The sequence below is a fragment of the Chryseosolibacter histidinae genome, assembly GCF_018598225.1.
Taxonomy (GTDB): Bacteria; Bacteroidota; Bacteroidia; order Cytophagales; family Cyclobacteriaceae; genus Chryseosolibacter; species Chryseosolibacter histidini.
Window position 1 is genome coordinate 226,012 of record NZ_JAHESF010000005.1, and the last position, 19,963, is coordinate 245,974.

Annotated in this window: 18 protein-coding genes; 8 read left to right on the top strand and 10 right to left on the bottom strand. The window is 49.7% G+C overall.

Annotated features, from left to right (window positions below):
- The first annotated feature begins 85 nt into the window (after positions 1-85).
- The 3 genes from KK083_RS07305 (at position 86) to KK083_RS07315 (ending at position 3,647) form a co-directional block, all read left to right on the top strand.
- On the top strand, positions 86-718 hold the full coding sequence (locus tag KK083_RS07305) for a LysE family translocator (protein WP_254162012.1): 633 nt from the start codon (positions 86-88) through the stop codon (positions 716-718).
- A 350-nt stretch (positions 719-1,068) separates the two neighbouring features.
- On the top strand, positions 1,069-2,838 hold the full coding sequence (locus KK083_RS07310) for an SMP-30/gluconolactonase/LRE family protein (RefSeq protein ID WP_254162014.1): 1,770 nt from the start codon (positions 1,069-1,071) through the stop codon (positions 2,836-2,838).
- A 125-nt stretch (positions 2,839-2,963) separates the two neighbouring features.
- Positions 2,964-3,647, top strand: a complete 684-nt coding sequence (locus tag KK083_RS07315; protein ID WP_254162016.1) for a DUF2306 domain-containing protein — start codon at positions 2,964-2,966, stop codon at positions 3,645-3,647.
- Here KK083_RS07315 and KK083_RS07320 read toward each other — a convergent pair whose 3' ends face one another.
- The 3 genes from KK083_RS07320 to KK083_RS07330 are packed head-to-tail and all read right to left on the bottom strand — an operon-like array spanning position 3,648 to position 9,088.
- Positions 3,648-6,869 carry an error-prone DNA polymerase gene (locus KK083_RS07320; RefSeq protein WP_254162018.1) on the bottom strand — a complete coding sequence of 1,074 codons (3,222 nt, stop codon included), beginning with the start codon at positions 6,867-6,869 and terminating at the stop codon, positions 3,648-3,650. It abuts the gene before it with no gap.
- An 11-nt stretch (positions 6,870-6,880) separates the two neighbouring features.
- Positions 6,881-8,374, bottom strand: coding sequence for a Y-family DNA polymerase (locus tag KK083_RS07325; protein ID WP_254162020.1), 1,494 nt, complete (start codon positions 8,372-8,374; stop codon positions 6,881-6,883).
- A gap of 6 nt (positions 8,375-8,380) precedes the next feature.
- Positions 8,381-9,088 (bottom strand): ImuA family protein, encoded by a 708-nt coding sequence (locus KK083_RS07330; protein ID WP_254162022.1) that lies wholly within the window; start codon positions 9,086-9,088, stop codon positions 8,381-8,383.
- Positions 9,089-9,320: 232 nt separating this feature from the next.
- On the opposite strand from KK083_RS07330, the gene KK083_RS07335 reads away from it, so the two are divergent.
- Entirely contained in the window at positions 9,321-9,740 is a 420-nt protein-coding gene (locus KK083_RS07335; protein WP_254162024.1) for a hypothetical protein, read from the top strand.
- 27 nt (positions 9,741-9,767) lie between these two features.
- Positions 9,768-10,064, top strand: coding sequence for a YciI family protein (locus tag KK083_RS07340; RefSeq protein ID WP_254162026.1), 297 nt, complete (start codon positions 9,768-9,770; stop codon positions 10,062-10,064).
- 20 nt (positions 10,065-10,084) lie between these two features.
- Here KK083_RS07340 and KK083_RS07345 read toward each other — a convergent pair whose 3' ends face one another.
- Positions 10,085-10,624: a hypothetical protein gene (locus tag KK083_RS07345; protein WP_254162028.1), complete on the bottom strand. Its 540-nt coding sequence runs from the start codon at positions 10,622-10,624 to the stop codon at positions 10,085-10,087.
- A 356-nt stretch (positions 10,625-10,980) separates the two neighbouring features.
- On the opposite strand from KK083_RS07345, the gene KK083_RS07350 reads away from it, so the two are divergent.
- Positions 10,981-11,622, top strand: a complete 642-nt coding sequence (locus KK083_RS07350) for a response regulator transcription factor (RefSeq protein ID WP_254162030.1) — start codon at positions 10,981-10,983, stop codon at positions 11,620-11,622.
- A 38-nt stretch (positions 11,623-11,660) separates the two neighbouring features.
- Complete coding sequence (locus KK083_RS07355; protein ID WP_254162032.1) at positions 11,661-12,041, top strand: hypothetical protein; 381 nt, start codon at positions 11,661-11,663, stop codon at positions 12,039-12,041.
- A gap of 17 nt (positions 12,042-12,058) precedes the next feature.
- Here the strand turns inward: KK083_RS07355 and KK083_RS07360 are convergent, their stop codons facing one another.
- Entirely contained in the window at positions 12,059-13,321 is a 1,263-nt protein-coding gene (locus KK083_RS07360; protein ID WP_254162034.1) for a clostripain-related cysteine peptidase, read from the bottom strand.
- 144 nt (positions 13,322-13,465) lie between these two features.
- Between KK083_RS07360 and KK083_RS07365 the strand changes: the two genes are divergently transcribed.
- Entirely contained in the window at positions 13,466-16,360 is a 2,895-nt protein-coding gene (locus KK083_RS07365) for a sensor histidine kinase (protein WP_254162037.1), read from the top strand.
- Between the two features lie 41 nt (positions 16,361-16,401).
- On the opposite strand, the gene KK083_RS07370 is transcribed toward KK083_RS07365, so the two are convergent.
- The 5 genes from KK083_RS07370 to KK083_RS07390 form a co-directional block, all read right to left on the bottom strand.
- Positions 16,402-17,112 carry a hypothetical protein gene (locus KK083_RS07370; RefSeq protein ID WP_254162039.1) on the bottom strand — a complete coding sequence of 237 codons (711 nt, stop codon included), beginning with the start codon at positions 17,110-17,112 and terminating at the stop codon, positions 16,402-16,404.
- Positions 17,109-17,339 (bottom strand): hypothetical protein, encoded by a 231-nt coding sequence (locus KK083_RS07375; RefSeq protein WP_254162041.1) that lies wholly within the window; start codon positions 17,337-17,339, stop codon positions 17,109-17,111. Before KK083_RS07375 ends, KK083_RS07370 begins: the two co-directional genes overlap by 4 nt.
- Before the next feature lie 119 nt (positions 17,340-17,458).
- A complete protein-coding gene (locus KK083_RS07380) occupies positions 17,459-18,508 on the bottom strand; it encodes a C1 family peptidase (protein WP_254162043.1) in 1,050 nt (349 codons plus the stop codon).
- A 78-nt stretch (positions 18,509-18,586) separates the two neighbouring features.
- Positions 18,587-19,480 carry a hypothetical protein gene (locus KK083_RS07385; RefSeq protein WP_254162045.1) on the bottom strand — a complete coding sequence of 298 codons (894 nt, stop codon included), beginning with the start codon at positions 19,478-19,480 and terminating at the stop codon, positions 18,587-18,589.
- Entirely contained in the window at positions 19,477-19,872 is a 396-nt protein-coding gene (locus tag KK083_RS07390; RefSeq protein ID WP_254162046.1) for a hypothetical protein, read from the bottom strand. The genes KK083_RS07385 and KK083_RS07390 overlap by 4 nt, the downstream gene beginning before the upstream one ends.
- Between the last annotated feature and the right edge of the window lie 91 nt (positions 19,873-19,963).

The window sequence follows — 19,963 nt, forward strand, 5'->3', positions numbered from 1 at the left end:
CTCAAAGGGTTTGTTGATTCGTTGCTTTGCGTCCTGATTTTCTTAAATTTCGCTTTCGTGATTGACAAATAAAACCCCACCACGCATGAGCGGAATTGTTAACTATGAAGCGTTTGTATTGGCCTGCATCCTGCTTAACCTCACTCCCGGAAACGACACCATCTTTATTCTCACCCGCAGCATAGGCCAGGGCAAAAAAGCAGGCGTGATCTCCGCATTGGGTATTGGCACCGGCAACATCGTGCACACGATGCTCGCTGCTTTCGGGCTTTCGCTGATCATCACACAATCCATTGTACTGTTTACGGCCATCAAATATGCGGGCGCTGTTTACCTCATCTATATCGGTTATAAAATGATTACTGAGAAAGCGTCCCTTCATACGGACGTGATCCCAACCCATGCCGTTGATTACACCACGATTTACCGCGATGGTGTTATCACCAATGTTTTAAACCCGAAGGTCGCTTTATTCTTCATGGCATTCCTGCCACAGTTCATCGACCCTGCGATGGAAAATACTATTTTGCCGTTCCTGATGCTGGGAGCAACATTTACAACTACAGGAACGATCTGGTGCCTGATCCTCGCAACATTTTCAGCAGCGATCTTCAGCAAACTGAAAACAAACAGAAGGGCTGCCGGATATATCAACAAAATTTGTGGAATGGCACTGGTAGCGCTCGGAATAAAAGTGGCGTTGACTGACAGAAGATAATCTCAATCCCGCTCGCTTCTCTCTTTCACGATCTCCAAAGTATTTTTTTGAATATCGCTCATGATCAACTGGCTCCAGAGGCCACTATAAAAATTGAAGTTTGTAGAAAGCCGGAACCGGGATGTCAGTATCGAGCTCAGCCTCTATCGGTCTTGGGAATCCCATGAATTGAAATAAAGAGTTACGGTTCTCTTCTTCGACTCTTTGAATTTCTTCATCGCATGTGTTGTCAAGTTCACGTTTCAGTGCAGCTAATTAATTAAAAAGTATCGGGATTGAATAAGGCCAGCCTTTATATTTTCTGTAAATTGTATTACATGGTTTCTTCAAAAAATCAGCAGGCTAAAACTATGAAAGGAAAATTATTAATTCTGCTTCTCCTGTTTTTCGTACGGGTAATCGCACAGCAAAATACTGAAACCTATCCTGTCGATCCGGCTTCTGAGGAACATGCCGGCGTGCCCAAAGGTGAGATCCTGAAGCTCACCTTTACAGACTCTAAGATATTTCCAGGCACAACCCGGGAGATCAGTGTTTACATTCCGGCACAATACAAAGCAGATAACCCGGCTTGTGTTTATGTAAACCAGGATGGCATTCAGTGGAAGGCGCCTACTGTTTTTGATAACCTGATTGCCAAACGCGAAATGCCTGTGACCATCGGTGTTTTTGTTTCGCCGGGTAAGGTGCCGGCACCGAACAACGAAGCCGTTGACCGTTTTAACAGAAGTTTTGAGTATGATGGGTTGGGAGATAGGTACGCGCGATTTTTATTAGAGGAAGTTTTTCCCTTTGTGGAAAGTCAAAAGACAGCTGACGGCAGGGCGATCCGTCTTTCAACGAATGGCAACGACCGGGCCATTGGCGGCTCCAGCAGCGGGGCTGTATGCGCTTTTACAGTTGCATGGGAGATGCCGGAACAGTTTTCAAGGGTGTTCAGTGCCATCGGTACTTATGTGGGGCTGCGTGGGGCCGACCGTTATGATATCCTGGTCAGGAAATATGAGCCCAAGCCCATCCGTGTCTTTATGCAGGACGGTTCAGGCGATCTCAACATCTACGCGGGAGACTGGTGGAAAGCAAATGAGTCGATGGAGCGCGCTTTGACCTTTGCAGGTTATGATGTGGATCACGTCTGGGGTAATGGCGGGCACAACGGCCAGCATGGTACTGCTGTGTTCCCGCAGGCCATGCGTTGGTTGTGGAGAGATCATCCTAATCCTGTCAGGGCGGGGCAAAGCAAAAATCAGTTTCTCACAGATATATTAGCAGAAGGCAATGGCTGGGAGCTGGTAGGTGAAAATTATGGCTTTACAGAAGGCATCGCGGTAAATGCAAAGGGAGAAGTTTTTTTTCAGGATATTCCGAACGCAAAAACTTATAAGATAGGGCAGAACGGCAAACCGGAATTGTACATCAGCGATTCAAAAAAAGCAAGCGGTACAACGTTCTCAACTTCAGGCGACATGATCACGATCACAGGCGGATGGTCAGAGCCACCCACGAAGCAGGTACACCGGTATAAGACACCAGGCGTTTACGAGGTGGTAGCTGATGAAACACCGGGTAATGATATTACAGTCGCGTTCAACGGCAACACCTACGTCACCTCGCCCGATGGCCGGGAGCGCCCCAGTAAATTATATTTGATCAAACCCAATGGCGAAAAGCGTGTGGTGGATGAAGGGCTGAAGTTTGCCAATGGTCTTTGCTTATCCGCCGATCAGACACAACTTTATGTAACAGAGTCGGCTACGCACTGGGTGTGGGTTTACCAGGTACAACCCGATGGCACGTTATCGCACAAACAAAAGTATGGATGGCTGCATGTGCGCGATGTGGATGAGAACGCCTGGAGCGATGGTTTGAAGAGCGACCGCGATGGCAGGATCTACGTGACCAGCCTCAGTGGAATTCAGGTAATGGATCAGCTCGGCAGGGTAAACGCTATCATCCCTGTTCCAAAAACAAAAGGCCAGGCTTCCAATCTTTGTTTCGGAGGTCCGGGTTTCGATATCCTGTACGTCACCTGCCACGACAAAGTGTTCAGAAGAAAGGTAAAAGTAAAAGGCGCCAATAATTTTGAGAAGCCTGTAAAACCCAATAACCCGAGGCTGTAGTATTTAGCCTGGAGCTACAGCGCTGAAATATGACAATTCATCAACGCCAGGTTACATTCCGGTAAGGAAAATTATGGTAGAGAAGGGGTACTGACTACTTTTCGTCCATAATCCATAACCGAACTATGAACTTCTCCCTTTTCCTCCGCATCCTGCTCATCATTCATATCGCAGGTGGTACCACTGCCCTGGTAAGTGGCCTTATTTCCATGCTGACCCGTAAAGGGGGTACTGCACACCGCCGTGCCGGAAAAATTTATTGCTGGGGCATGTCAGCGGTATTCATCAGCGCCGTAATTCTCTCGCTTGCCAAGGATAATATTTTCCTGTTGCTGGTAGGTTTCTTCAGCTACTACCTGACCGTGCGAGGTTACCGGATTTTGTACCTGAAGAACCTGCCTGCCGGTCAGAAAGCTATGGTGATAGACTGGCTGATCACCGGGCTGGCCGGACTGTTTATCTTAGCGCTGACAGGCTGGGGTATATTTCTGCTGACCCTGGGCCATAACATGGGTATTGTAGCGGTTGCTTTTGCCTTCATCGGTAGTTTGTTTGTGCGCAAAGATATCAGGCAGTTTGTTCGCCCGCCGCAGGAAAAGATGCACTGGTGGTATGGTCACATCAGCAGCATGGGTGGCAGCTATATCTCGGCTTTAACCGCGTTCATTGTGACCAACATCCAGCTGCCGGAATATCAATGGGTGCTCTGGCTGTTGCCATCGGTTGTCGGTACGATGCTCATTCTCCGCACCATCAGGCACTACAAGACACGTTTCAATAAACAGGCTGGCGTTGTCACTAACGCGTGATCACCTGAAATTCCTTCCCTCGTGGAAGATCTTTCCCTGAATGATCTCCACTTCGCCAGCCTGTGGTTTCTTCAAAAATGGAGAAGTGGTTTCGTCCGCGCGCGACATTGGTTTCAAAGACAGATCTTCTCCGTTTGTCTCTGTGAGCTGACGCAGCAGCCTGGACAAATTATGACAACGCTTCACCACCACGTGGATCACTTCACCCTCGCGCTGCAGCTGCCCTTCTACCATCAGCAGCTTTGATTGTATGATCTCCTTACGGTATTGGTTGAACAGGCTTTGAAATACCACCAGGTTGGCACTGCCTGTTTCATCTTCAATGGTGATGAAGCAGATGCCGCTGGCGGTGCCGGGCCGTTGGCGTACCAGCACAAGGCCCGCAACTTTTACACGGTCTCCGTCTTTGGCGTCAGCCAGCTTTGACAGGGGCAGCACATGAAGTCGGTCCAGCTGCTCTCTCACAAAGCTCACCGGGTGTGCTTTGAGCGAAAGCGATGTGGTGGCATAATCATACACAACATGCTCTCCCTGCGTCATGGGAGGAAGCATGATTTTCTCAGCGGCGGCATCTTTGGATTGCTGGCCCGTGAAAAGTGCTTTGGGATGGTCTTTGGTGGATACTTCCCACAACGCCTGCCGGCGGTCGAGGCCGATGGACCTGAAAGCATCTGCATCGGCTAATCTTTCGAGTACGGTGTCTGGCAGCGCCAGGTCGCGAAGCTGGCGAATGGATGTATACCCGTCTTTTCTGCCGTTCACCAGTATCTTCATGTCGTCTTCACGAAGGCCTTTTACCTGCCTGAAGCCCAAACGAACGGCGCAGTATTTACCATTCTTTTCTTCTAACTGGTTTTCCCAGTCAGCATAATTGATATCCACGGGACGAACTTCCACGCCATGTTTTTTTGCATCGATAATGATCTGCGCGGGCTGGTAAAAACCCATAGGCATACTGTTGAGCAGGGCGCAGGCAAAAACATCGGGATAATAACACTTGAGCCACGATGACACATACACCAGAAGGGCAAAGCTCACGGCATGGCTTTCGGGGAAACCGTAAGAGCCAAAGCCTTCAAGCTGCTTAAAGACCCGCCGGGCATAATCTTCTTTGTAACCGTTTTTGATCATGCCGCTGATGAGCTTGTCTTCAAAATAGGAGACTTTTCCTTTTGCCTTGAAGGTGGCCATGCTGCGGCGAAGCTCATCTGCTTCGGTCGGCGTAAACCCTGCAGCGACAATGGCTATCTGCATGGCCTGCTCCTGGAACAACGGAACGCCTAATGTTCTTTTTAGTATCTCTTCAAGTTTTTTGGAAGGATATTCCACATCCTCTTCTTTATTACGCCGGCGAAGATAAGGATGCACCATATCCCCCTGTATAGGCCCGGGACGCACAATAGCTACCTCGATCACCAAATCATAAAAACAATTCGGCCTGAGCCGTGGCAGCATCGACATCTGCGCCCGGCTTTCGATCTGGAATACGCCTATGGTATCGGCATGACTTATCATTTCATAAACCTCACGAACATCCTGCGGAATGTTGGCCAGCGTAAGATGGCGGCCGTGATGTTTTTTGGCGAGGTCAAAAGCCTTGCGGATGCAGGTGAGCATGCCCAATGCCAGCACGTCGATCTTCAGAAAACCGAGGGCTTCAATATCGTCTTTATTCCATTCAATACACGTGCGGTCCTCCATACGTGCATTCAAAATGGGGCAAAGGTCCGACAGCTTGCCTTGGGTGATCACAAAGCCACCGGTGTGCTGCCCGAGCTGACGCGGAAAGCCCATGAACTGTGCCGTGAGCTCCAGCACTTTTTTGATGGTGGGGTCATCCGGGTTTATTCCCTGGCTGATGATCCTGGCCCTGTCGAAACCTTCATCGGCAAAGTCCCAGATGAGCCCGGCGAGTCGATTGATGGTATCAACGGAGAGGCCCATCGCTTTGCCTACATCCCTGATGGCCCCCTTGTGGTGCTGCTGGGTAACGGTGGCAACGATGGCCGCCCTGTCACGACCATATTTTTTAAAGATATATTGCATCACCTCTTCACGGCGCTCGTGCTCGAAGTCTACATCTATATCCGGAGGCTCGTTGCGCGCGGAAGAAATGAAGCGTTCAAACAATAAGTCAAATTTTGATGGATCTACAGAAGTGATTCCCAGGCAATAACAGACCGTGGAGTTTGCTGCCGATCCGCGCCCCTGGCAAAGAATGCCTTGCTTCCGCGCATACCTTACAATATCATGGACAGTAAGAAAATATTCAGCATAGTTCTTCTGCTCCACAAAGGCCAGCTCATACAGAATGGAATTTTTGATCTTTTCAGGTATTGCTGCACCATAGATCTCTCGCGCTCCCTGCCAGGTGAGAAACGTTAGCTCTTCCTGCGGCGTGCGGCCATCGGTGGTGAGCTCTTTCGGATATGTGTATTTTAATTCCTGGAGGGAGAACTGGCAGGCATCTGCAATTTCCTCTGTACGCGCTATTGCATCGGGGTATTGCCTGAAGAGGCGGATCATTTCGTTGTTGGGCTTCAGGTAACGCTCGGCGTTGGGATGGAGCCGGAACCCTGCTGTATGAATGGTGCATTTCTCCCGTACACAGGTAACAACATCCTGCAGCTCTCGGCGCAGGGGATGATGATAGTGCACGTCATTCGTAGCCACCATCGGTATTTGCAACGCTGCCGATAGTTGCCAGATCCGATGCAATAGCTTGGCGTCATCACCATTGTATGCGCGTGAGGCCGCCAGGTAAAGGTGCTTGCCAAAAGTATCGCGATATTCTTCTAGCGCTTCTTTGAAGTCGGTGCCGAAGTCGAACATTTCATCCAGTGTGGCTGGTGGCAGTACAATGAACTTTGATCCCTGCGCATGCTGGTATACATCGGCTTTGTATAAATGGCATTCCCCTTTTTCGGCGCGCAGGTTGCCCGTGGTAAGCAATGCCGATATGCGCGCGTAAGCTTCAACATCGGTAGGGAAGGCCAGCAGGCTCGGACCATCCAGCAGATCGAGACGACATGCCGGGATAATGCGTATGCCCAGCTTTTTCGCGGTAACATGCCCGCGCACAATTCCGGCAAAACTGTTGCGGTCTGTGATGGCGATCGCTGTATAACCATACGCTGCAGCCTGCTCCACAAGCTCTTCAGGATGCGAAGCGCCGCGCAGAAAACTGAAATTGGTGGTAACCTGTAACTCCGTGTACTGCATATCTCACTTCGTTAAGAAAAAAATCCGTGAAGGAACCACTGATATGTTTTATCATCGTAATGCCCGAGCCGGAACAGCCAGTACCGGCGCCCTTCTTCATCTTCAACGTGATAATAGTCGCGATGCTGACCTTGCTGCAGCCACCATTCCTGCTCGATGCGTTCGGGGCCATCAGCTTTCACGATCTTGTGCACCTTTCCCTGATGCCTGAACAGCATCGGCGGATAATCGGGTATCGGGGCGCTAACCTCGATCTTTTCAGGCACCGCTAAAAGTTGAATCGGGCGAAGCTTGTCTCTCCAAATGGTGGTGGGTTTCTCCTGGAGCGATGCAGCGGGTTTAAATGATCGCTCGGGCCAGTAATGTTCCGTAGGCAGATAACGGTGGATAGACTCTGCGCCTATCTTGCCTGCCAATCGATCGAGCAGCTCTGACAGTCGCTCATCTTCCAGTCCACCGCCGCCTTCCCACAACTTGTCCTGCCGTGGAAAGTGATCTTCCACCTTAATCGCTTCCAGCTGGAACAGCTCAATGCCCAGCGCCGGCTCGAGCGTAGGCAGCTTAATCTCGAACAATTTGAAAAGATGCTTCACATTATGCGAGGGGCGACTGGTGGCGATGTCTGCCTGCACTACTTTTCCATCTACACGATAACCTTTGAAGACTGCTGCACGCAGTCCCTTGTATTCATTGCGCAGCCGCAGGCATAATGTTTCGAGCAATTGCTGCAAGGCTATTTCTATTGCTGTTGCCGTAGTCACCGGCTCGAGGCAAGGCAACCGTTCCTGGTAAGGCTCCAGGGGCTGCACGGGCTGGATCGGTTCTTCTTCATGGCCGAGAGCCTGATCCAGGCGCATAATGAAGTGTTGGCCGAAACGACGCCTGAGCGAGGCGCGTGGCATTTGAATAAACTGGTTGATGCGCCGAAGCCCGAGCTTGTGTAAACGTTCAACAACTTCCGCCTCCAGGCGCAGTGCCTCGGGTGGCAAGGGCAGCACCGCTTCAATATGCCGGCCACTGTCAATCACAAGCGGTTCTTTTCCAAAACGCGCCACAGCCCACGCGGCTCCCGGTGTATCGGCTATTGCCGCACGAACATCGTAGCCGCGTATGTTCAATCGCCTGACGATATCGGCGAGATAAGGTGCATCTCCGCCCCAAAGGTGCGCGCATCCTGTAACATCCAGCAGAAGGCCATCGGGGAGATCAACTGCAGCGAGGGGTGTGAACCGGATGCACCATTCAGCAAGGCGTTTGAGTAATTTACCGGCAAGGTCCGGCATGTCGTCAAGCACTTCCAGGTCGGGAACAAAAGCTCTCGCATCAGCCAACGCCATGCCTGCGTGCACACCTTTGATCTGGGCACAGGCATTGGCAGCCATAACCATCATTCTTCCTTGCACAGGCGCGCGCAGTACAAAAGGCATCACACGAAGCTGAGGCCGGCGGAGGGTGAACCAGTCCGTAGCCAGGTGACGGAACCATATCGAAACAAAGCGCCGCATACATCATCATCCTGCTTTCTTTTTCTGTTCGTGGAAGAAAGGAGGCAGCTTGTAAACAGGCCTGAATGCTCCGCGCTCCCACATGAGGTTCCAGGCACCAGGCCTGCCGTTCCTGACGCGCAGCAGCTCAACCTGCCAGTGCGGAAAACCAACACCGGGCAGATCGTCAATGGGCTCACTGGCAAGGGAGGTGATCTTCCAGCGCGTGACACAGGCTGTAGTGCCTACGTTGCCTGCACCGCGCCTCAGAACAAAACCTGTTGCCCGGCTCTGCTCAACGGCCAGCTGAAGCCGCCGCGATGCCGTGAAGCTTAGATCATGCACTTCACCCACCACCGCTGCCAGCGCGCCACATTTCAGCGCTTCATCCATCGCCCACAAAGCATCTTTCTCTCTTTTTACATCGATGAATATGAACTGGTCAGGCGCTATACCAAAATTTTTTAAAGCAGGCGGAAAGAGCGTTCGGGAAGTACTGATCCAGAGCGACGTTCCGCCGCTGCGCATCAAAGGAGCAAGCAGGCCTGCAATAAAACCGCTGGTAACAGCAGCATTTTCAGCTGTGGGTGATAAAAACTCATGTACAGCGCCCAATGGAAATGAAGCATTCGGAAAAGCATCTTTCACAGGTCCGAGTCCCAGATCTACGGCCGCGCTGTTCAATGGCCTGAAGCCCTGCAAAAGAAGGATTTCATTTTGCAGTTGTGAACGCATATCCACCTTATTTGAAACCAGCGCAGCCATTGTTCCATTCCCTTCCGATAATCCATTGGGTCTTGAATTATTTTTACAAATATAGTATGTTTAACTAATATTGTTAGTTTATAAAAACTAAATAAATTAGTTGTGTAATTTTGAGCTGCGGAGTAGTTTTAGCGGGCAGAAGGCTTTTTAAAGTGGAAACTGATATCTTTAACACTATAATTTTAACCCCTAAACTAACACTATGCGAGATCTCATGCTGATGGTTCACTTTATTGGTTTGTCGATGGCCTTGGGTACGGGCTTCGCCAACCTCTTTCTGAGTATGGCTGCCGCCAAGCTTGAACCTGCCGAACGTGGCCCCTTTATGTTCAGAACCCTGGTACTGATCCGCATGGGCCACATAGGTCTTGGGTTGCTGCTGATCTCAGGATTTTATCTCATCACACCATTTTGGAAAATACTGGGACACATGCCCACGCTGATTGCCAAGCTGTGTTTTGTAACACTTCTCGTGATACTGGTTTCCATCATCACCGTCATCGCCAAAAAAGCGCAACGACAGAACAACCCGGCCATGCTCGCCAGGCTCAAACCGTTTGGCATGCTTAATTTTTTTGTGGGCTTCACCATTGTAGTGCTGGCAGTATTGTCATTTCACTAGGCAGACACCGATTAAAGAAATAATAAAATGGATAAAAAATATTTCGCACTATACCTCCTTCCTTCACGGCCCGACTTTGCCCAAACAATGACCGATGAAGAACGGGCCATTATGATGAAACATGTGGGCTACTGGACTGACCTTATGAACAAAGGCAAGGTGGTGGCGTTTGGCCCGGTGTTGGACCCGAAAGAAGTTTATGGTCTGGGAATTATTGCCGTGGACAGTGAACAGGAAGTAAAGGACTTTATAACCAATGACCCGGCAGCAAAAATTAACCGGTACGAGTACTTTCCAATGAAAGCAGTCGTACCGGCTAAGTAGATAATCACTAGGAAAGACCATTACTCCCAGTCGGTATCGGTCTTCTTATATTTTATCCTGTCGCTGATCTGTTGTTCTAATACACCCAGGCAAGTAGGCTTACACCATGCCGGTTGCAGGGCAGTGCCATTATCGGTGGTACACCATCCGGTCATGTTTTCAGGTTCAGTAATTTTCTTGGTGCCGGTGTCCCCTTTCATTTTGATGTTCCGCAGGCTGGCCCTGTATTTCCCGGATTTGATCTCGAAGATCAGCTGACCTGTAAAGTTTCCGGTTTGCATGATGGTGGGTGTCGTCGCTGACGCCACTTTGAGTTTTTTAAAATCGATTGTCATGAAGAGAAGGTCTGCGGTAACTGTTCCGTCGCCGGGTTGAATGTTGCCGATGGTGGGCACGGTCTTGAGGAATTTAACCATTTTATCAACCGTGATGGAGTCTTCATTGAATACCTTCTGATAAATGACTTCGCCATCCGAGATCTTGAAGCTGCCGAATTGGGTCACCTGGGCCTGCAATGCGGGAGATAACAATAAAAGGAATGCGTAAAAGAGGTTTCTCATGTTCCGATGGTCATATTGGTTTGACGGTGAAGATACGCCATTATTACAGACGTAAAAAACGCTTTCATGGTGATTTACATACATGAAGTAAGGTTCTTTGGGTTGTTTTACTGGCGACTTTCCGTGAATAATATGCCGAAAAAGCTGCGGCAGCATTCCTGTGCCCGAGGATCTTTTTGAAGACATATCGTGATGTTCAGCGGAGAAATTCCCCCGGGGCGCATACGGTGATAAAAGGGGGAAAATCCCGTTACAATAAAATTCAAATGCCTATAATATTGTATCAGCAAACAGATATTTATATTAGGTAATGCAACAACACATTGGCTTACGGCATTGGGTACTGAATCACATATATGAAAGTAAAAATCGGTATTGCTGACGATCAGCAGCTATTTGTTAAGTCGTTGGGCGAGCTCATCGATCGTTTCAGGAATTTTGAGACAGTGGTCGATGCGTTGAATGGCGAGCATTTGCTGGAGCGGTTGAACAGCGCGCAGCACCAGCCTGATATTATTTTGCTGGATGTGAATATGCCAGTAATGGACGGCATCGGCGCGGCCAGGTTGATTGCCGAACGGTATCCCAGTATCAAGATCGTTGCGCTATCAATGAAAGATGATGATACCACGGTGATCAATATGCTGAAAGCGGGCTGTTGCGCCTACCTGCTGAAAGATATCCATCCCAATGAGTTGGAGAAGGCTTTGGAAGAGGTACATCAGAAAGGCTTTTACAATGCCGACGTGGCCAACATCCGCTACCGGCGGCTTCTCTTGCACGGGCATTCGGCAGAGCATGTGAAATTGAGTGACAGGGAGCTTACGTTCCTGAAGCTGGCGTGCAGCGACCGCACGTACAAGCAGATCGCGGCTGAAATGAGTCTGGCGGAGCGCACCATCGATGGTTATCGTGAAGCTTTATTTGAAAAATTCAACGTGCAAAGCCGCGTGGGAATGGCCATGGAAGCTATCAGGAGAAAGATCGTTACTGTTTGAATTAAAATAATTTTCTCAACCTTAAAACCCCTATTACTATGGCAGTACGCTTTGATCTCAACAAAGGCCTTTGCGAGGCCCATGCAACCAACAGTCTCACCTTCAGCGAGGAGGGTAATGACCTGTTTCTCGTTCTCAGGGTGAAGATAAAAAAATCCCAGCCGTATCCCGGAGAAAATTCCGGAGATGAAATTCAGGAGGCGTTGGCAAACGACAACATCACAGAGAATTGCCGGAGTTCAATCGACCCGGCGTACAATCACCTTAAAGGTGGCGTCTGTGAGGTCGAGATCAGAAAGAACGACCTTAAGAATATCACCGGTGACTCGACGTTGACCATCCGCGCAGACATCGACCCTAAGCTTCCATACACCAGTTTTGGGGTCATGACTCTCCTCAAACGCCGCAAGGTGGCTTAAGCAGGCTCGGCGGGTGCTTATGGGCAGTTCTTGGCCGCACCCGCCGATTCCATTGATTCCATTTGTTTTACAAGCGTGCTCCAGGCATCGGTGGCTTCATAAGTTAATAACATATCTTTTTGTGGTTGCCGCGGAAAAAAACGCATGATCTTCTGTATCAGGCTATACCTTGCAACCGGCACTTCTATCGGGCTGGAGATTGAGATGCCATGATAGGTCAGGCGTGGAGCGCTCTTAGGAAGTCCCTTACCACGGAAGAGCCGGGGCACACATTGTTTCTCCAGCGCAAGCATTTCGTCTATCCATTGGCGCTCATCCTGCTCGGTAGTTTGCAGGTTGTTCAGGAGTGAGAACAGGTCCACCAGCTTTGGTTTCAAGTACACACCTTGTGACTGAAAGAAAGACCTCCGCAGCTCGCAAAAAATGGTGGGAAGCCTGTGCGTCAGTTTCACGGTCAGCTGTGCCAGCAATACCCCCAGCTTATCAAAATGATTGAGATTACAGGCCGACACCGCCCGCATGTTCAGGCGTACAGGAAAGGGACCGCGGGTATTTTCGTTGTCTGTAAAACACTGTATGACATAGAGCGCCAGTGCATCGGCCGGAATGCCCGGGTCATCTACCAGCTTTTGGAATAGCTTCTGATAATCATAGTCTTCAAAACCAAGCAATGTCTGTGGAGCGATCAGGTACTCCACGTTGTGGCGCAGCGTGTACCCTGTATTGAACACCTGCATCAGGCAGTTCATCATGATCATCAGGTCGATTTTTCTTTCTCCCATGGTCCGCGAAAGCGCCTGGCTAAGCTCTTCCATGGTAAGCACAGGCACGTTGACGTTGGACTTTATTATTTCCGTCGGTCCCGTCGCACCGGAGAATATTCCGAACCCATTGCCATGGTCCCAGGTAAACAGGAGGTAGCGATTGGCCTGATACTTTGATAAAGTTTTCAGGACGAGAAAATTTTGCAGGTCGTCAGGTTCTGTGACCAGGAGCCCCGGCCTTTCTTCAATGATCTTGATCGCGCTGGTGCGCCCGATGTTTACCAGCTCAAAAAAATAGGTTGTGAAGTTCTTCATGTCCCGGTCAGGGATAACAAGATCAGGATTCGTTTGCAGGATAGCCTCGAGATTACCTTTGAAGAAATTGATGCAGAATACAATAGCAATGTTGTCAGGTAGAACTACGGTTGTAAGCTTGCGCAGCATCTGCACCAGGGGTCTCATCGTGTCGGTGTCGACAGCCTTGATCAGATAGAAAACTGTCCATTCCTTTTCCATTGTGTGGGTTATTTTTTATTTTAATGTTGATTGGAAAAAAACCTGAACTATATCGCTATCGGGTGCCTGGTCTTCTGCACATCGGCCATATTAGGGCAGCCCCTTAGGACGGTAAGAGTAATTCAATATACACAAAACGAGGGCTTGAGCAGTTACTATGTTACAAAAATCGTCCAGGACAAATATGGTTTTCTTTGGGTAGGCACCCAGGAAGGACTTAACCTGTTTGATGGTATCCGGTTCCGGATCTTCTCGGGTGAATCGGTCGAAAAGCACAACATTGGCGGTAGTTTTATTGGCGACCTTGTGGAAGACAGGAAGCGATCGCTGCTGTGGGTGGTCACGTCTTATGGCGACGTCTGTGCGATCAACCTTGCCACCCGGATCGTTGAAAAAAAGATCTCACACGATGGCGAAGGGAAAAAATTTTCAGAGAAATGGATCCGATGCCTGCAGTTACAGGGCGACATTCTATGGATCTGCGGCCTCAACACCATATCGGCCTACAACGTGGAGGAAGACAGGTTCCTCGATACAGGCCCGTTGCTGCAGACCATGGCCGCGCAGGGAGAATGCAACATTGCAAAAATGGTTCGTGACAACAGCAACAGGATGTGGTTGTTCAGCGAGGGCTATGGTGTGGTGGTGATTGGTGAAGACCTGAAGCCGGTCAGGTCTTTCAATGAAGCGCAGTTTTCCAGCCCCACTCAGCAGAAATTACTCTTCCGTGAGGCGATTGTCAACGGCGATGCCGTTTATACTGCAACAAGCCGCGGCCTGTTTGTTTTCAATAGTGGAAAAAAAAACAACGCCCCGTTCTTTACAAAAGGGAATATGCCCGGCCTTTCTCACCAGCCCGAGATCCGGGCCCTTGTATTTACCGGGCCGTCTACGTTGCTCTTCTCAACCCCGTCGCGCGTATATTCTTTTGACACGGGTGTAAAAAAGATCACGGAGATCGAGGATGAGAACCCTGACAATACGGGGCTGCGGTCAGTATTCCAGATGCACTATGATTCGTTGTCAGGAAAGATTTGGGCAGGGTCTCAATCGGGCCTCAGCGCATTTACACTTGAGGAAAGCGCTTTTCAGGCTTTTTCAAAATCACGCGTCAGCAGTACAAAGATCAAACATCTGTATGGTGTCTTGCCAGTCTCAGACCGTGAAGTATACGCCGGCGACGAGAACGGTGTTTATTGGATTGATACCCATACGCGCGAGATCGTGCGCATGGATACCAGCAGCGGAAACTTTATGCTATTCGGAGACGCTGCTAAAAACATCTTCCTTTCCAACCTGAGCGGTCTTCACCTGGTCCGCAACAAAAAGCTTATTGCAGCGCACAAGGTCTTCCCGGAATTGCACCGTCTTGAAAGCGATCTCCTCAGCAGCGGCCTGCAGTACAACGACTCACTCATTCTTTTTGCCAGCGCTATTCAGAAAGGCCTTTATGTATGGAATAGTCAGTCGCGTTTGCTTACAACCTTTCATGGCGACTCTGCCCGCCATGCCATTCCCGGTCTGAGCATCATCAATTACCTGTTCAGGGGCGCCGGCCCCGATGTATTTGTGCTCACCGAAAAATCGGTTGTGCGTTTCAATCCTGTCACAGGCGTGCATAGTGTTCATAAGATCGGTAGCCCGTCATCAAAGGAGAATTTTAACCTGATGGACATGTGTGAAACTGATAGAAGCTATTGGTTTGCAACCTATGGCGCCGGACTGGTTGAAACTGATAAAGACCTCAATCCAAAAGGTTTCATCACTGTGAAGCAGGGGCTGAGTAACAATTGTATATACCGGGTGTTCAATTACAACGACCGGTCTGTGATTGCAACATCTAACAACGGCTTATCGATCATCAACACCGGCAACTATGATGTCGATAAATATTTCAAAGCCGATGGATTGCATGGAAGCGCGTTTGAGCAGCTTTGCGGCTATACACTGAACGGGAAGATCTATGCCGGCGGCGCTGACGGATTTACCATCATTGACCCGGTATATTTGTCGGTGAACAGAAGCGCGCCTGCTTTATACATGCAAAACATCAGGATCGAAACGCAGGCCGGAGCGGTAGACACCTGCAACCTGGCAATCCGCGAGATCGTTGTGCCGAACAACGTGCTGCAAACAACGCTCAACTTTAGCGCGCTCAATTACCGGAATCCGCGGCGGGTTAGTTACCAATACAGGATCGATGAGCTGGGCGACGAATGGATCGACATCGGCAACCAGGATTTTGTGAACCTCATCGGCTTGCGCCCCGGAACGTACAGGTTCCAGGTCAGGGCTTCGAACGAAGAAGGCATACGCACCGAGCCGTTGGAGCTGACCATGACCTACCTGCCAAAGTGGTATCAGACAATATGGTTCAGGTTGCTCCTGCTGTTGTCAGGAGGGCTGGTCATCTACGGTATTCAGTTATACCGGATCGGCCAGATAAAAAAACAACAACAGATCAGGAGGGAAATAGCCAATGACCTGCACGATGATATTGGCAGCACATTGAACTCGCTGAAGATCTTTGCACACCTTGCCCAGCATGATGCGGACAATAAAGAGCATGTTCTTCAGATCGAAAGTTCTGTTTCAACGGCTACCGTCAGCCTCCGGGATATGATCTGGGTGCTTGATGACGACCAGGACTCCCTCTACGAGCTGATGGAGCGCATCAAAAAATTTGCGCTGCCTGTATGTATGGTCAATAGCATCAACCTCGTTACTTCAGTAGATGCTGCTTCGGGCATGCTGGTCTCCAAAAAGGCGAAGCGGAACCTGCTGCTGATTGCCAAGGAATCGGTGAACAATGCCATCAAATACGCCGCCTGCCAGAATATTCGTGTAACACTTATTCAAACAAAAAACCTTCTTACACTCAAAGTGGAAGATGACGGAAGAGGTTTCAACATAGGAACGTTAGTGCCCGGTAAAGGGCTCGCCAGCATCCGTTACAGGGCGGGACAGATCGCGTTCAAATGCGATATTATTTCAATTCCCGGAAAAGGCACAACGATCGAGTTGTCAGGGAAGGGATAACAACAAAGGTTGCTGTGATAACGCCCTGGTAGCGCACGATGTTATTGTTTGAATTCCTTCACCAGCATCTTTTTGTATTCTTCTTCTTTCCATTCAACGGTGGCGGCATGCGATGCGGCCAGGGAGTCTACTTTTATGGAGGTGGAGAAATAACCGTCGTTGCCTGTAAGCATATATAGTGTATCCGCAGCCGCAGCTTTTGTCTTATGCTCTTTGAACGATTGTACCTTCAGCACGATGGCTTTATTCTTGCCAATGTTACCGGTGATAACGAGTGTTGCTCCGCGTTTATTTTTTACCAGCAGCCCGTCAAAGCTATCGGTGCGCGGCGCGTGGTAGTTTGAATAGATAAACGATGCGATCAGCACGATGGCCACGTAAGCTGCCGTTGCGCTGATGATTGTACGAGCCACATCCAGGTTTTTCTTTTTACTCGCGAGCGCCGCTACATAGGTTGTTTTGATGCTGCCCGGTGCCTTGTAGTCAAATTCAATGTTCTCGGGGAAAAGCGCATTGGAGGCGTATACATGCGACGCGATCAACAGCAGATAGGGTAACGCAAAAAAAAGCCAGTGCCAACACGTGAGGTGAACAAAAACGGAAGTGGTAATGGTGGCCGCAGCATAGATCCCCCAGAGCCAGACGCTCAGGTCTTTCAGCTGGGTTGCGGTGGTCTCTAGTTTTGTGATGGCGCCAGATACCAGCCCGGCTCCCAGCTCGAACCAGTATTCATCGTCTTTAGGGGTGCTCATGACAGCTCGTTTACGTAATAGATATGCTCGTGCTGGGGATTTCCGGTACACTTCAGGTAAACCTTTTTCAAGGTAATGGTGGATATATTGTGCATTTCCATTTCTGATTTTGTCATGGAGATGGAGTTGCCGACCTTTTTCAGGAAGGGTATTACGATCACACCTTCTCCTGGATCATAGATCACGTCTGCCTTGCACGACTTGCATTCGAATTTTTGAATGGCCATAATGTTGATTTTAAGTGAACTGATGTATCAGCGCCTGTATGGGCAAACCGGGAAGGGGAACAGGCTAACCTACAAGCCCATCCCCGCACCGGCTTTAAACTGCTAAGGGGTTTATAAGATCAGATCTCAAATTCTCCGGTATCTATCCACTCCGCTTTCAGAAGCGACCACCAGTCTACCGCCAGCTGGCGTAGCACATATTCATAGGGGATCCAACCATAACCTTTGTTGCCCCATCCAGTACCCCATGAGTTGCGGATCAGCAACGCGCCCGTGGTGGTATACCCATTGTTCCTGTTCACGATGGTAACAGTATCGTCATAGCCTGCCGCTACTACAGCATGGCCGCCCACGATCGTTTCACCCTGAACAGGGTAAGGGATCTTTCCGTCTGCGTTGCTCTGATCGATGGATGAATAACAAGTGAACCCGAACATGGCCGGTACCCCCGCGGCAAGCCACGTTTTAATGCTCTGAAGTAATGCTTCGGGAGTCACACCTTGTGCATCGTGCCTGAAATAGCTGATGGATTGATAATTTTGGGCAAATGAATAACAGAATGCCAAAGGTTCGGTATCAAAGTTATTGATGCGGTAAGGCCAGTACCGTTCGGGGCATACGCCAAAAACGGTAAGCGCTTCCATGGTGGTGCGCAGGTAGGCACCGGTGTCGCCGGTCCAGTTAAGAAGGTTGCGCGTAGCTTTATATAAGAAAAGGCGCGAGGCGTCGAGATGTGTGCCGAATGCCTTTCGTTCAAAATATTCCAGGATGCCCACGCCTGCGTTGGCAGTGCATGAGCCCAGCGCTCCCTGATCTTCTACCGGGGGGAACCATGCGGCGAGGTTGACTGAAGATGGAAGCTGCGGATCTTTGAGGATGCCCATCTGGTTTGCCATGTCCCTGATAGATCGCTTCACGCCCCTGGATCGCCTGTTGGCGCTCACTTCTTCGATGTTGGTGTGGATGCTGAAATCGCGGCAGTCCGGAAGCTCACGCAGCCATCCCATACCTTTCTGTTCCGGCGAAGGCTCTGGTGCGAAGCGTGGAAAGGGAGTGCTGGGCTCTGTGGGAAGGTGGTCCCTGACAGCAAGACGTGCCATGATCTCTTGCAGCTCAAGTACCTGATCGAGCGTCTTCATGTTCTTGTTGTTGGATTTAATTTTGCTCATAGTCTTTATGGATAAGGTTGTGTACTTTTGACGGTGCCGGTGCATTTATGCAGGCTGGCAACCAGCTTGTTGAAACTGCTATATTTTAATTTTGAACGACACGGCGTAGTATTGCTGCCACGCAAGGCCCGTCAGTGGGTCGCGCCCGCGAACAAAATCAACCCCCAGCCTTGAGGTGGCTTCACGGTCTTTGGAGAGGTTCACATAGATCGTAGCGTTTAGCAGGGGGTGATCTGTTTTTTCCTCGATGTTGTTATGGAAATCTTTGAGATACTGGAACGAAATGCTGGTGCCAAGCAACGAATAGCTTACGTTCTGCTGGGTGCCTGATATATTGACAGCGTACTGATGCTGGAGGAAGTTAGCTTCAAACACCACCATCAGGGCGTACCGGGCAATGTTCCCGTTTTTACTTTCCGGCGACGCTTGATAGATCCTGTCATAATTGAAGCCTATGCTGGGTTTCCAGAAATACCGGGAATCGCCATTCGAAATGATGCCACCTGTTGCTCCGGGAGCGTGCCACGTATTGGGTGTCAGACCTCCGATGACATTGGTTGCCAGCACGGGAAAGACCGTGAGCATGCCCTGTAGTTTTTCCTCCTCCTTGATCCTGTCATTATTCCAGGTTGTTGCTGCGTCAACGACAATTGCGTTCAGGAAACGTCCGCCGTTGATCATCAGTCCGGCCTTTACGTTATTCTGTGGTTTGTCTATGATATTGTTGTAGTGCCACTCCACCATGGGCATAAATGTGGTGGTCTGATTTTCTATTCCGATACCCAGTGCCGCATGGATGGCAATAAACTCATCCTTTTCTTCTGGAAAAGTGGCTGTGACGCTGGCTGGTTTTTCGGCTTCTTTTGTGTTTTCAAATATGGTCTTCCGCAACTTTACGGCTACCTGACCTTGAATGGTACCTGCAGATGCCAGGATGAAGACCGCCGCAATGAGGTGTACAGCATTTTTCATAGTTTTCCATGGATTAGGTCTACACAATCTTTAACCGTCTGGCACTTGCCACACTCAGACCCTGATACCCTGTCAGGATCCTTATAAGAAGCAAGGATGCCGTTGAACTTTTCAGGCAGCACATACCTGACCTGGTCTGATGACAGGCCGATGTTGGCGATGAGGTAGTGCCTTTCCAGGATCGCGGAGGGGTCGGTGATCTTCGGCTTTATGCCCATCAATACGCGCCTGACCTTGTCCAATATTTCATTGCGCATTTCCTCGGCGCGAAGAGCGTTTGCAAGGGAATTGATGATAACGTCCTCCTCTGCCGTAGCGGAGGCTCTTAGCAGCACAAGGATTTTTTTTGTCTGCTGAGCGGTGAGTGGTACTTTAATAATAAGATCATCCATAGGGGTGTTGGTTAGGATTGAATTTTTGTTTTGCCTCTGCGGCCACCGGATGGGCGCAAATCATGAACAAAGATGTCAGTCTATGTTAACC

Coding starts and splice junctions, on each gene's coding strand:
- KK083_RS07305 (WP_254162012.1), top strand. CDS start 86: ATGAGCGGAATTGTTAACTATGAAGCGTTTGTATTGGCCTGCATCCTG.
- KK083_RS07310 (WP_254162014.1), top strand. CDS start 1,069: ATGAAAGGAAAATTATTAATTCTGCTTCTCCTGTTTTTCGTACGGGTA.
- KK083_RS07315 (WP_254162016.1), top strand. CDS start 2,964: ATGAACTTCTCCCTTTTCCTCCGCATCCTGCTCATCATTCATATCGCA.
- KK083_RS07320 (WP_254162018.1), bottom strand. CDS start 6,869: ATGCAGTACACGGAGTTACAGGTTACCACCAATTTCAGTTTTCTGCGC.
- KK083_RS07325 (WP_254162020.1), bottom strand. CDS start 8,374: ATGCGGCGCTTTGTTTCGATATGGTTCCGTCACCTGGCTACGGACTGG.
- KK083_RS07330 (WP_254162022.1), bottom strand. CDS start 9,088: ATGCGTTCACAACTGCAAAATGAAATCCTTCTTTTGCAGGGCTTCAGG.
- KK083_RS07335 (WP_254162024.1), top strand. CDS start 9,321: ATGCGAGATCTCATGCTGATGGTTCACTTTATTGGTTTGTCGATGGCC.
- KK083_RS07340 (WP_254162026.1), top strand. CDS start 9,768: ATGGATAAAAAATATTTCGCACTATACCTCCTTCCTTCACGGCCCGAC.
- KK083_RS07345 (WP_254162028.1), bottom strand. CDS start 10,624: ATGAGAAACCTCTTTTACGCATTCCTTTTATTGTTATCTCCCGCATTG.
- KK083_RS07350 (WP_254162030.1), top strand. CDS start 10,981: ATGAAAGTAAAAATCGGTATTGCTGACGATCAGCAGCTATTTGTTAAG.
- KK083_RS07355 (WP_254162032.1), top strand. CDS start 11,661: ATGGCAGTACGCTTTGATCTCAACAAAGGCCTTTGCGAGGCCCATGCA.
- KK083_RS07360 (WP_254162034.1), bottom strand. CDS start 13,321: ATGGAAAAGGAATGGACAGTTTTCTATCTGATCAAGGCTGTCGACACC.
- KK083_RS07370 (WP_254162039.1), bottom strand. CDS start 17,112: ATGAGCACCCCTAAAGACGATGAATACTGGTTCGAGCTGGGAGCCGGG.
- KK083_RS07375 (WP_254162041.1), bottom strand. CDS start 17,339: ATGGCCATTCAAAAATTCGAATGCAAGTCGTGCAAGGCAGACGTGATC.
- KK083_RS07380 (WP_254162043.1), bottom strand. CDS start 18,508: ATGAGCAAAATTAAATCCAACAACAAGAACATGAAGACGCTCGATCAG.
- KK083_RS07385 (WP_254162045.1), bottom strand. CDS start 19,480: ATGAAAAATGCTGTACACCTCATTGCGGCGGTCTTCATCCTGGCATCT.
- KK083_RS07390 (WP_254162046.1), bottom strand. CDS start 19,872: ATGGATGATCTTATTATTAAAGTACCACTCACCGCTCAGCAGACAAAA.